This window comes from Algibacter lectus, assembly GCF_004368925.1.
GTDB lineage: Bacteria > Bacteroidota > Bacteroidia > Flavobacteriales > Flavobacteriaceae > Algibacter > Algibacter lectus.
In genome coordinates, this window is sequence record NZ_SORL01000001.1 from 22,558 (window position 1) to 35,379 (window position 12,822).

The window sequence follows — 12,822 nt, forward strand, 5'->3', positions numbered from 1 at the left end:
CGCTAAAATGTTGTGTAACGTAAAAATAAGTGTATCTTTGCTTCAGCTAAGACATTGATTTTTAAAAAATTAGAATGAAAATGTGTTATTCTTGAAAAAAGAAAGAAATTTTGAGTTTAATTGAATTTCAACAGATATAATTTAAGGAATATTTATTTTATCAATTTTAGCCGTAAAGAGTAAATTTTAATAGCGTCAGTTTTGATTTAATTTAAAAAATAATATCACTCATTTATAGATCTTTTTAAAAGGTTTTAAATTGAGTTTAGTGAAAGAAAAGTTTAGTTTTATTTAGTTTAGTTTAGTTAGTTGTTAAAAAAGTGCAGAAATCATTCTGCACTTTTTTTATTTCAAAAAGTGGGGTATTTATATGCGTTCTTGTTAAAGAAATAGAAGATAAATTCGTAAATTTGCTTGACCGGAATTCTGTGTTTTAAGGGTTTTGTCGACTAAATATTATAATAATTTTATTAAAATTAAACTTATGAAAGTAACTGTAGTAGGAGCAGGAGCAGTAGGCGCAAGTTGCGCAGAATATATTGCAATTAAAAATTTCGCATCAGAAGTCGTTTTGTTAGACATCAAAGAAGGCTATGCTGAAGGAAAAGCCATGGATTTAATGCAAACCGCATCATTAAACGGTTTTGATACTAAAATCACTGGAGTAACTAACGATTATAGTAAAACAGCAGATAGTAATATTTGTGTAATTACTTCTGGTATTCCTCGTAAGCCAGGAATGACTCGTGAAGAGTTAATTGGGATTAATGCAGGAATTGTAAAAACAGTATCTTCTAGTTTAATTGAGCACTCTCCAAATACAATTATTATTGTTGTGAGTAACCCAATGGATACTATGACATATTTAGTGCACAAAACAACTAGCTTACCAAAGAATAGAATTATTGGTATGGGTGGTGCTTTAGATTCAGCTCGTTTTAAATACAGATTAGCAGAAGCTTTAGAAGCTCCTATTAGTGATGTTGACGGTATGGTAATTGGTGGCCATAGTGATAAAGGTATGGTGCCATTAACATCTCATGCTACAAGAAATTCTATTAAAGTTTCTGAGTTTTTAAGTGAAGAGCGTTTAGAACAAGTTGCTGCAGATACTAAAGTTGGTGGAGCAACACTTACAGGTTTATTAGGAACGTCTGCTTGGTATGCGCCAGGTGCAGCAGTAAGTGGTTTAGTTCAAGCTATTGCTTGCGATCAAAAGAAAATGTTCCCATGTTCAACTTATTTGGAAGGTGAATACGGATTAAACGATATTTGTATTGGTGTACCTGTAATTTTAGGTAAAAACGGTATCGAGCAAATTATCGATATTCCTTTAAGTGACGCTGAAAAAGCACACATGCAAGCAAGTGCAGAAGGTGTAACAAAAACTAATGGTTTATTAGAATTATAGTCTTATAACCATTAATTTACATAAATATATAGAGGCTGTAGCAATACAGCCTTTATTTTTTTATATTTGTCGCATGCAATTAAAAAGGTACATAGGTGCTATAATTTTTATTTTGAGTTTCTTGGCTGTTATATCTCAGCAGGAATTCAATGTACCTAATCAGGAAATTGTATTAGAGTTTAATCATGTTGAGGTTACTTCAAATGAAGCTCAAACAGCGGTAGCACACGTAAAGCAACAACTACAAGCGCTTGGTGCAAATCAAATAAAAGTACAGCAAACGGCTCAAGGAAAATTAAAAATCACCTACTACAGTGATGCCGATGTTGCTAGTATTAAAAAGACTTTTTCTAAAGATTTAGACAATAAAACTTTTAGTAAAAATAATAGAAAAACAGAATTACCTACCCAAACACCAAATATCGCCTATAATCTCGATGTTTTCGAAATTCAGAATGCAAATACATCTGGTTGGGATCTCGATGGTAAGTGCGTATTAACTACCGATACTAAAAGCGATCGTTTTTCAGATCCAAATATTTTCTTCTTTATAGAAGTTATAAATGTTTCGTTAGAAAATAACACTATTAAAACGGCTTATAAAGTGCGTAGAAATGTTTCAATTTCTACCGAAAATAATCTTCATAAAATACCCGAAGGTAGGGCAGGACCAACTTGCTAAACCAATGGGTTTGTTAGGTTTTAGATGCCTTAGTGCATGTAAAAAGCCTCTCATGTTTCATTAAAAATTTCAAACACAATCAATTTCAACCTAAAAAGTGTCAAATATTGGCCGTAAATAATATATTTGCGCGTCGAAAAAGTTTTGACACACACTAAAATTACAACAATGCAAAATAAAGGATTAGTAAAATTATTTGCGCTTTTGTTTGGTTTGGTAAGTATCTACCAATTATCATTCACGTTTAAAGCGAAACAAATTGAAAACGCAGCCGAAGAGATTGCGATCAGTAAAATTGCCGATACCGAAGAAGGTTACCGTGCAAAACGTAGCGCCGAAGAGACTGCTTATTTAGAGTCTATTGCAACAGATACCGTATTTAACATGGGTATCGCAAAATTCACTTACAATGAAGTGAAACAAAAAGCCATGAATTTAGGTTTAGACTTAAAAGGTGGTATTAGTGCTACACTTCAAATATCTATTAGAGATATCTTGAAAGGATTAGCTAACCATACTAAAGATCCTGTATTTAACAAAGCTTTAGATGATGCTGCTGAAATTCAAAAAAACAGTCAGAATACATATTTAGAAGATTTCTTCATCGCTTTCGATAAAATTAAAGGAGATACTAAATTAGCTTCACCAGATATTTTTTATACAAAAGCATTAGATGGTGAAATTAGTGGAAACATGACAGATGATGAGGTTAAAGCCATCATCTCAACTAAAATTGATGAGTCTGTAGTTTCTGCATTCGAGGTTTTACGTAAACGTATCGATGAGTTTGGTGTAACACAACCAACTATCCAGCGTATCGGAACTTCTGGTCGTATTTTAGTAGAGTTACCAGGTGTAAAAGATAAAGAGCGTGCTATTAAATTATTACAAAGTACAGCACAATTAGAATTTTGGGATGCTTATAAAGGTGAGCAGTTTTTCCCATTTTTAGCGCAAGCTAACGAAGTATTAAAAGATATCGTTTCTCCAAAAACAGAAATAGCAGAGCAAGAGCCACAAGATACTGAAGATGCAGATTCTGCAATCGACGATCTTTTAGGTGAAGCAGAAACAGACTCTACTGCAGTATCTACGGTTAACCCAATATTCGATTTAATTAGAGGTCAAGGTTACCAAGGAGGACCAATTATTGCTCAATTTGAAGCAAAAGATAAAGAAACGATCCAAAATTATTTAAGCATGTCTCAAGTACGTGCTTTACTTCCAGCAGAGCAACGTTACGCAAAATTTGTATTCGGAAAACCTAAAAAAGGAAGTGAGTTATTAGACTTATATGCTTTAAAAGGAAACAGAGAAAACGAACCAGAATTAAGTGGAGCTGTAGTTACAGATGCTAGAAACCAATTTGGAGCAACAGGGAAATCTGAGGTTTCAATGCAAATGAATGCAAAAGGTGCTAAAATTTGGGAAGAAATGACTGGTAATGCATACGCACAAGGTAGTCAAATTGCTATTGTTTTAGATAACGTGGTATATTCTGCTCCTGGTGTAACAACCGGACCAATTGCAGGTGGTAGCTCTTCAATCTCTGGAGATTTTAGCTTAAACGAAGCAATCGATTTAGCAAACGTATTACGTGCTGGTAAATTACCTGCTTCTGCAGATATTATTCAAAGTGAAGTAGTAGGACCATCTTTAGGTCAAGAAGCTATCGATAGCGGTAAAATGTCGTTCATGATTGCTTTAGCATTAGTATTAGTATGGATGGTATTTTACTACGGTAAAGCTGGTGCATTTGCAGATGTTGCGATGGCATTAAACATTCTTTTAATCTTCGGTATCCTTTCAGGATTAGGAGCTGTATTAACTTTACCTGGTATTGCCGGTATTGTATTAACAATTGGTATGTCGGTCGATGCAAACGTACTGGTCTTTGAGCGTATTCGAGAAGAACTTTCCAAAGGTAAAGGTCAAAAAGAAGCGATTCAAGATGGATTTAGCAATGCTTTATCTTCAATTTTAGATGCCAACATTACTACAGGTTTAACAGCATTAATCTTATTTATATTTGGTACAGGACCAATTAAAGGTTTCGCAACTACTTTAATCATTGGTATTGGTACATCATTATTTACTGCAATTTTCATCACACGTTTACTAATAGACTGGTATTCTAACCGTGGCGGAAACTTAGCATTCTCTACACCAATCACTAAAAACTTATTCCGTGATATCCGTATCGATTTCTTATCGAAACGTAAAATTGCTTATATCATTTCAGGAGCTTTCATTGTAGTAAGTTTAGGATCTTTATTTACAAACAGTTTAGATCAAGGTGTTGATTTTGTTGGAGGTAGAACGTATCAAGTTCGTTTTAACCACGATGTTAGTGCTTCAGAAATTACAGGTGTACTTTCTAGCCCAGATGTATTTGGTAGTGCAAACGCTAAAATATTTGGAGATGCTAACCAAGTTAAAATTACTACAAAATATTTAGTAGAAGAAACAGGCTCTGAAGTAGATGAGCAAATCCGTAAAACTCTTTATACAGCGTTACAACCGTATTTTGAAGGTCTTACTTACGAGGAGTTCATTAGCGATGCCGATACAAAAACAGTAGGTTTATTAAAAACCGATAAAGTAAGTCCAACTATTGCCGATGATATCAAACAAGAATCATTCTGGGCAGTTTTAGGATCATTAATTGTAGTATTCCTTTATATCTTAATCAGATTTAAAAAATGGCAATACTCTCTTGGTGCAGTAGCAGCCGTATTCCACGATGTATTAATCGTATTAGGTGTATTCTCTTTAACGTACAAATTCATGCCATTCTCAATGGAAATCGATCAAGCGTTTATAGCAGCAATATTAACCGTAATTGGATATTCATTAAATGATACCGTGGTAGTATTCGATAGAGTTCGTGAGTTCTTTAACGAGCACACAGGATGGAAATTCGATCGCGTTGTAAATGCATCATTAAGCAGTACATTAAGCCGTACATTAAATACCTCTTTAACAACATTAGTAGTGTTATTAGCAATCTTTATCTTCGGTGGAGATTCTATTAGAGGTTTCATGTTCGCCTTAATAGTAGGTGTAATAGTAGGTACATACTCGTCGCTTTTTATAGCAACACCAGTAATGTATGATACTGTAAATAAACTAGAAGGAAAAAAGAAAGAAGAAGACTAACTCAAACTCTTTTTTTTAGAAAAGCCCGTCAGCGTAAGTTGGCGGGCTTTTTATATTTTAAAGGTTTTGGGCGTTACCCGAAAAGGGTCGGGCTTTCACTACTCGCTTTTTTGTGTTGCATAGGTGCAACCACACAAAAAGAGCTCAAACAGGCCGTTCAATCCCTAACGCACGTGTTTGCTAGGGTTATTGGCTTTTATAAACAATATTAACATCTGCCAATTAGCAATACTAGATATGGCACAACGTAAAACGTTTTTTTATTTATATTTGCATTTCAAATTTGGCAATGAGGTTTGCTTGTAACGGTTCTGCTTAGAGCTAATGATATCTACTTTAAAAGGCTTATGTCTCTTTAGAATCATACATTTAAAGCACTATGAAAAAAAACGAAATTAAAGATTTTTTATTCTCATTTGAACAAATTCCCTCTTTGCTATATCTCCTAAAATGGGTTTTAATCTGTTTAACACTTGGTGTTTTAGCAGGTAGTGTTTCTGCTTTTTTTCTATTAAGTTTAGAGTGGGCCACAAATTGGCGAGAATCTCATTTATGGGTTATATCCTTATTACCTGTTGGTGGCTTGGTTATTGGTTTATCTTATCATTATTACGGAAGTAGTGTGGTGAAGGGAAATAATTTGCTGTTAGAAGAATTTCATTCACCTAAAAAAATAATTCCATTTAGAATGGTGCCTCTCGTATTATTTGGCACTATTATTACGCACTTTTTTGGTGGTTCTGCCGGACGAGAGGGGACAGCTGTACAAATAGGTGGTGCCATTGCCGATAGGTTTACCAAGATTTTAAAGTTATCTAAACGTGATCGGAAAATTGTTTTAATTGCCGGTATTAGTGCCGGTTTTGCTTCTGTTTTTGGAACACCTTTGGCAGGTGGTATTTTTGCATTGGAAGTTTTGGTATTGGGTAGATTGCGATTAGATGCTATTATACCGAGTTTTATGGCAGCTGTTTTTGCAAATTATTTTTGTGAAATTTGGAATGTATCGCACACCCATTATCATATTAATACCGTGGCAGAAATGACGCCTATAAATTTATTATGGTGCTTATTGGCTGGTATTATTTTCGGACTTGTAGCAATGTTGTTTTCTAAATCAACTCATTTTTGGAGTAACCTTTTTGGTAAGTACATAAAGTATCCTCCACTAAGGCCAGTAATGGGCGGTACTATATTGGCTATTGCTATTTATTTTATGGGCACAACAAAATATATAGGTCTTGGTATTCCTACCATTGTAGAGGCTTTTGATGTTAACCTGAATTCTTACGATTTTCTGTTAAAACTTTTATTTACGTCTTTCACACTTGGAGCAGGTTTTAAAGGAGGCGAAGTCACCCCTTTGTTTTTTATAGGTGCAGCCTTAGGAAATGTGCTTATTTGGTTTATTCCGTTACCTATGGCTTTACTTGCCGGTATGGGATTTGTCGCTGTTTTTGCAGGAGCAACCAACACACCAATTGCTTGTACTATTATGGGGATTGAACTTTTTGGAATAGAATCGGGTGTTTTTATAGCCTTGGCTTGTTCTACCGCATATTTGTTTTCGGGGCATTCAGGAGTGTATGCTTCTCAAATTATTGGTAGTCCGAAACACAAATTGTTTAAAGGTGAAAAAGGACTTTCTTTATCTGAAATAAATAAAAAACGAACTAAGAAATGACAGATTTAATTACGATACGTATCTATTTTGAGTATGGTCAGAAAATAAATAATCAGTCGTTTTGGAAAAAAATGTATGCCTCCGATTTTTCAACCGAACTTATAAAACGAGCGAAAACCTTCGGATTGGAACAAGTATTACACCTTAATGTAAGTAAGGGCTATTTAAATAACCAAAAAGTGAATTGGGGAATAAGTGAAATTCGTCATAGTAAACATCCACACCTTATTGAAATAGTAGATTCTGAAAGTAGAATAAACCAATTTCTAGATGAGCAAAAAGCATTTCTTCAAGACACTAAAGTTTTTGTGGTTAAGAATGAAGTGTTAATTAAATAATTCCCTTCATAGTAAAACTTCAAATATTATTTAGCTTTTCAACTTACGTTCATTAGCTAAAATCATACTAACAGCTTGTTTGTATTTAAAAGGATTGGTAGCCTTTTTTATAGCTTTATATGTTTTCTGTTGATTTGAAAAAGATTGCGAAAAGAATTCCCAGAAGCCTAACATTTTCATTTTAATAGGTGTTGGTCCTGAAAGATATTCATCGTACTGGCTATAAATGGTATTGTGGAATTCTTCAAAAATATCCCAACGGTCTTTAGGATATTCCGTAGTATCGTCTTTTATCATTTGTGGTAAAAACGGATCGGCAATTAAGCCACGACCAATCATAAAATGATCTAAACTAGGGAAACGCGTTTGTATACTTTTAAAGGCTTCAACACTAGTAATATCACCATTGTAATAGAGTTTATGTTTAGTGCTTGTAATACAGCGTTCAAAGGCCTTTAAATCTACAGGACCTTTATAGAGTTGCTTTCCAATACGTGCATGAATAGCTATGTTTTTAAGCGGATATTGATCTAAAATAGGAAATACGTCTAGAATTTCTTCAGCATGATCGTAACCCATACGCATTTTCATAGATACTAAAATATCAGTTTCTTTATGTGCGCGTTCTAAAATATTATCAATTTTCTCAGGATTGCAAATTAAACCAGAACCCATTCCAGATTTAGCAACCATAGGGTATGGGCAACCTAAATTCCAATTCAATTCTTTATAACCTAAGCTTTGTACATATTTGGCAACAAATAGAAACTCTTCGGCATCGTTGGTTATAATTTGCGGAATTACTTCTAAGGTGTCATTGTTCTCTAGAAGCAAATCGTTTTGATAAGAGCTTTTAATTTTAAACTTACCATTTAACCTAATGTATGGTGAATAAAAGGTATCGATACCTCCAAAATAATGATGGAAAGCATTACGAAATCTAAAGTCTGTAAACCCCTGTAATGGAGAGGAAAGTAAAGTAAAAGCCATTTGTATTTTATGAAGCGCAAAGATAGTTATATCTTTTATGGCTTGGTAGAAAGATTTTTAATGATTTTGTTTCAACATATCACAAATAAAAAACGCGTTTGTAAACCATGGTCTATGTGATGCCATAGCGTACAAACGCGGTAGAATTTAATGTTTTATTTTGAAAGCTAAAAAAAGAGCCTATTCGGAAACAGGTGCGTTTTGAGCTTGTAATAATTCGGTTAATACTTGTTTAAAAGTATCTACAGGTTGTGCACCAGTTACGGCACTTTTTCTGTTGAAAACAACAGTAGGAACAGAGTTTACACCCAATTGTTGCCAATAACCTTCTTTGGTTTTTACTTCAGAACGAATATCTTCATTATCTAATTTTGATAAACCTTCCTCAGCATCTAAACCAACATCTAATAAAGCTTGTTTTAAAACATCGCGTTTAGAAACATCTTTATGGTCTGTAAAAAAGGCTTTAGTAAGCGTCATTTTTAATTCGGTTTGTTTACCGAAATATTTTGCATATTCTAATAAAATATGAGCTTCAAAGGTATTAGACATACGCATACCATCGAAATAATCGAAAGTAAAACCAAGCTCTTCGCCAGCTTCTACCATACGTTGTTTCGATTCGTTTTGTTGCTCATCTGTAGAACCATATTTTTCAGCAATATGCTCGTGTAAATCCTGGCCTTCAGCTGGCATGTTCGGGTTTAATTCAAAAGGTTGCCACTCAATCTCTACTTGATCTTCAACCCCTAATTCTTTTATCGCTTTTTCTAAACGTTTGTATCCAATGGTGCACCATGGGCATACAACATCTGATACGATATCTATTTTAAGTTTTTCTTTCATTTTACTATCTAATTTTGTGGTTTATTATTACCAATGTTTAGTTGGGGTTTTTAAACCTATTTATAAGTAACAAGAATATCTGCTACTTGTTTTAAATCGGGTAATTCAATTTCAGATTTTGGAGCAAGCGGAAACGTTTGTTGACCTGGTCTGCTCACAAAAGCAGCGCGCCATCCGGCCCAAAGTGCACCAGCAACATCCCAACCATGTGCTGCAATTAGCATGCAGTCTTCAGGTTTTACGTTTAGTTGGTTTGCTGCCCAAGTATAAGTATCTGTAAAGGGTTTAAATTTACCAGCACCTTCAATACTTAATTGTGCGTCGAAATAACTTGTTAATCCGGCGCTTTCAAATTGCTTAGCCAGGCCTTCTTCCGAAGAATTTGTTAAAGCAACTAAAGTATAGCCGGCTTGTTTTAATGCTAATAAAGCATCTTTTACTTCTGGATGAGCAGGTAAATCGCGTAAACCAGATATAATGGTTTCACGAGCTTCACCTTCAGAAATTTTAATATCATGATTGGCTGCTACCATTTGTAAAGCGGCAGCACCAATGTGACCAAAAGGTTTGTATTGACCGCTAGCCGAAACAACTAGCGAATATTGTAACATGGTGGTAAACCATAAAGGTAATAAGTCTTCGTTTCCGCCTAAAGCATCTCCAACTAACCGTTTCATTTTAGTAAGATCTAAAAGTGTTTCGTTAACGTCAAAAAATAATACTTTAGGTTTTTGCTTGGTTTCCATTATGATATGTTTTTGTTGAAAAATAAAACTAATAGTTTTTAGCGAGGTTTTACTTTAACTTGTTTAATGCAGATACTATTTCTTTCGATTCAGCTCTTTCTTTATAATCGGCATCTAAAAAGGCATACTGAATTACGCCCTTTTTATCAATAACATAAGTCGCAGCTAGAGGTAATTCATTACTATCATCTCCGTTTTTTTGGTTTAAACCAAATCCTTCTTGGTAGATAGAGGCAACTTCTTTAGTAAGTTCGAATACAACCCCATATGTTTTTCCAACGGTGTTACCAATATCACTTAAAACGGTAAATTCTAAATTGTTTTTTTCTGAAGTGTTTAACGAGTTATCAGGCAATTCGGGAGTTAAAGCTAAAAGCGTTGCGCCGGCTTTTTTAAACTCGGGTAAGTGTTCTTGTAAATGATGTAAAGTGATATTACAGTAAGGACACCAACCACCGCGGTACCAAGTTAAAACTACAGGACCATTTTCTAATGTATTGTATAGGGAAACAGGTTGATTTAAAGCGTTGTTTAATGTAAAATTTGGTGCTTTATCTCCAACATTTAATGCCTTGTCTAGTATTCCAGAGTTTACTACGCTGGTAATACCATCGGCATAAATTTGATTTTTTTCTTTAGTGAATTTTGCGATTCCTGCTTTACGTTGCACGTTTAATAAGGCATCTAATTCTCCTTTGTTTTTATTTGTTTCCATTTCTATACGTATTAACTCTGTTAGTGTAACTTCTTGTTTATTAAGAACAATTAAACCACTTCACTAATTTGAACTTGTGGTTTTACATTTGTAAAATTAGGAAGATCTGCCAAAATCGCTTCTGCATTAGCGCCGAAAGATTGTTGGAACGTTTCCATTGATTTAAATACTAAATTAGCAATAACCACATAAGGAGCGGGTTCATCTGGAGTTGCTCCGGCTAGTCCGAAATTAACATCGGAAGCTATAATGGCATCGCCTAATAAATCAATTAATAATTGACCGTGTTGCTTAATGTAATATGGTTTGTCGAATTTTAAATCGACAGTATTAGGGTACATTACTGTTATTTTAATCATGTCTTGTTTTTTTATTAATAAACCTTCCTCTTTATGGGAGGAAGGCTTACAGCTATTAAATTGTAGTTTTAGGGGACTACATTTTTATTTTTTCCAAGTAAAACTTTTAAAAGCATCATCAACAGGTGTGTTTGCGATGTGATTTGTATAGTTGCTAATTACTTTTTGAGACAGTCCTAAAATGATGTCTAAAACTTGTTGCTCACCATATCCAGCAGCGTAAAAAGCTTCTAGATCTGCCTTAGATACATTACCACGGTTACGAACTATAGATAATGTCATAGTACGAAGTGCTTCTAATTTAGAATCTGCAAGTGGTGTTTCGTTACGTAACGCTTCAGTAATAGAATCGTCAACTTTCATCATTTTTGCAATTCCTGTGTGTGCAGGTACACAGTAGTGACATGCATGCTCTACATTAATGGTTTGCCATACTACAGTTAATTCATTCTCGTTGAAAGACGAGCTAACAAATAACTCATGTAATTGTTGGTATGCTTTAAGAATTTGTGGAGATGCAGCTAATACACCGTGTAAACCAGGAATCATTCCGTAAGCTTTTTGAGAGTTTTCTAATAATGGTTTGCTTTCTGCAGGTGCACTTTCGATGTTGTGAATTTTTAATGTTGTCATAATGTTTGTTTTCTTTTTAATTTAATAATTGTTTAAAATAACTAAACATTCGTTTAGTTATGGTGTAAAAAAAATGATTAGAGGTTTTTAAACGTCAATTCAATATAATCTTCAATTTCTTTCTTGCTATTTACTCTTGCCGCGGCTGCTAAACCGTGCTTTGCGAGTACTAAATAATTAGCTTGTTTTAATACGGTTTCTTCATCTTTAGAAGGATCCGTTTTAAGCTTTTCTATGAATAATGTTTTTAAATTATCCATAAAAGAAGTCATTTCTTCTTTTATAACTAAGTCTTTGGTTTCCGAAAACTCATTGTATGTATTGGTAACCAAACAACCTTTTTGTTCGTCGGTTTTAAAACTCGAACTAACAGAATCGTAGAAAAATTGTTTTATATCTTCAATACCATTAGAGGCGTTTTTGAAGTTTTCAAACATTTCACGGATTTTGCTTTTGTAGCATTTTATGCTTTCAATAAAAAGTCCATGTTTATTTCCAAAACTAGAATATATCGAGAATTTGTTGATGCCCATTTCTTTCTCAAGCATTTGCATAGATGTAGACTCGTAGCCATTTCGCCAAAATAGACGCATAGCTTTCTCAACCACTTCTTCTTCGTTATATTCTTTTTTTCTTGCCATTATTTCTAAGTACGGCACAAAACTAAACAATTGGTTAGAAATAAAAAAGTGTTTAACAAATTTTTATTAATTCATTAAAACCACATGTTTTATCTCAATATGATAAAAGGCTTCAGGTAATCGCTTTTAAAAAACAAAAATTAATAAAAAAAGTATTATCTTACAAAAGCAATTAACCCTAACAGTTAGGCTTACTTTTATAGGAGTTCGTTTAACACTTGCATTGTAATAAAGAATGAAAGTTTACAAACTATCTTTTGGGAGTGTAATTATACTCGCCCCAAACTTGGCAGAGGTCATTATTAACGAAGGTGTAATAATAGATGAACTAAATGTTGACGAGTATCACGATTTTTTACTTACAAATCTCGATGAACCGTTTTCTTTACTAGTAAATAAAAAGCACTCTTACACTTACACTTTCGAAGCTCAAAAAATTATAGGAAAACTAAAGGGAATAAAGAACACGGCAGTTGTAACTTCTACAACGGGAGCTTTAATGTCTACCGAAATGCTTATGCATATTAATAGCGATGTTCGAGACTCTGTTAAAATTTTTAATAATCGTGAAGAAGCTTTAGCCTATTTGAAAAAGGAGTAGTTTTTTTATTTCCTCAA

Annotated in this window: 13 protein-coding genes; 6 read left to right on the forward strand and 7 right to left on the reverse strand. The window is 33.8% G+C overall.

The window, feature by feature from the left end; genetic code table 11:
- The first annotated feature begins 484 nt into the window (after nt 1-484).
- From mdh to DFQ06_RS00135, 5 genes are all read left to right on the forward strand, one after another.
- Nucleotides 485-1,411: a malate dehydrogenase gene (gene mdh / locus DFQ06_RS00115; RefSeq protein ID WP_042499940.1), complete on the forward strand. Its 927-nt coding sequence runs from the start codon at nt 485-487 to the stop codon at nt 1,409-1,411.
- 73 nt (nt 1,412-1,484) lie between these two features.
- Complete coding sequence (locus DFQ06_RS00120) at nt 1,485-2,093, forward strand: hypothetical protein (protein ID WP_042506295.1); 609 nt, start codon at nt 1,485-1,487, stop codon at nt 2,091-2,093.
- Between the two features lie 168 nt (nt 2,094-2,261).
- Complete coding sequence (secDF, locus tag DFQ06_RS00125) at nt 2,262-5,252, forward strand: protein translocase subunit SecDF (protein WP_042506296.1); 2,991 nt, start codon at nt 2,262-2,264, stop codon at nt 5,250-5,252.
- A 379-nt stretch (nt 5,253-5,631) separates the two neighbouring features.
- Nucleotides 5,632-6,936 (forward strand): voltage-gated chloride channel family protein, encoded by a 1,305-nt coding sequence (locus DFQ06_RS00130; RefSeq protein ID WP_133965347.1) that lies wholly within the window; start codon nt 5,632-5,634, stop codon nt 6,934-6,936.
- Nucleotides 6,933-7,274 (forward strand): DUF190 domain-containing protein, encoded by a 342-nt coding sequence (locus DFQ06_RS00135; protein WP_042506297.1) that lies wholly within the window; start codon nt 6,933-6,935, stop codon nt 7,272-7,274. The genes DFQ06_RS00130 and DFQ06_RS00135 overlap by 4 nt, the downstream gene beginning before the upstream one ends.
- Nucleotides 7,275-7,304: 30 nt before the next feature.
- On the opposite strand, the gene DFQ06_RS00140 is transcribed toward DFQ06_RS00135, so the two are convergent.
- The 7 genes from DFQ06_RS00140 to DFQ06_RS00170 form a co-directional block, all read right to left on the reverse strand.
- On the reverse strand, nt 7,305-8,264 hold the full coding sequence (locus tag DFQ06_RS00140; RefSeq protein WP_133965349.1) for a tRNA dihydrouridine synthase: 960 nt from the start codon (nt 8,262-8,264) through the stop codon (nt 7,305-7,307).
- Nucleotides 8,265-8,444: 180 nt separating this feature from the next.
- Nucleotides 8,445-9,110 (reverse strand): DsbA family oxidoreductase, encoded by a 666-nt coding sequence (locus DFQ06_RS00145; RefSeq protein ID WP_042506298.1) that lies wholly within the window; start codon nt 9,108-9,110, stop codon nt 8,445-8,447.
- A 56-nt stretch (nt 9,111-9,166) separates the two neighbouring features.
- Entirely contained in the window at nt 9,167-9,856 is a 690-nt protein-coding gene (locus tag DFQ06_RS00150) for a haloacid dehalogenase type II (RefSeq protein WP_133965351.1), read from the reverse strand.
- A gap of 49 nt (nt 9,857-9,905) precedes the next feature.
- A complete protein-coding gene (locus DFQ06_RS00155) occupies nt 9,906-10,571 on the reverse strand; it encodes a peroxiredoxin-like family protein (protein ID WP_133965353.1) in 666 nt (221 codons plus the stop codon).
- Between the two features lie 50 nt (nt 10,572-10,621).
- Entirely contained in the window at nt 10,622-10,930 is a 309-nt protein-coding gene (locus DFQ06_RS00160; RefSeq protein ID WP_074940060.1) for an EthD family reductase, read from the reverse strand.
- Nucleotides 10,931-11,014: 84 nt separating this feature from the next.
- Nucleotides 11,015-11,563 carry a carboxymuconolactone decarboxylase family protein gene (locus DFQ06_RS00165; RefSeq protein WP_133965355.1) on the reverse strand — a complete coding sequence of 183 codons (549 nt, stop codon included), beginning with the start codon at nt 11,561-11,563 and terminating at the stop codon, nt 11,015-11,017.
- Nucleotides 11,564-11,640: 77 nt separating this feature from the next.
- On the reverse strand, nt 11,641-12,204 hold the full coding sequence (locus DFQ06_RS00170; RefSeq protein ID WP_133965357.1) for a TetR/AcrR family transcriptional regulator: 564 nt from the start codon (nt 12,202-12,204) through the stop codon (nt 11,641-11,643).
- A 235-nt stretch (nt 12,205-12,439) separates the two neighbouring features.
- Between DFQ06_RS00170 and DFQ06_RS00175 the strand changes: the two genes are divergently transcribed.
- Nucleotides 12,440-12,805, forward strand: a complete 366-nt coding sequence (locus tag DFQ06_RS00175; RefSeq protein WP_133965359.1) for a hypothetical protein — start codon at nt 12,440-12,442, stop codon at nt 12,803-12,805.
- Nucleotides 12,806-12,822 lie beyond the last annotated feature (17 nt).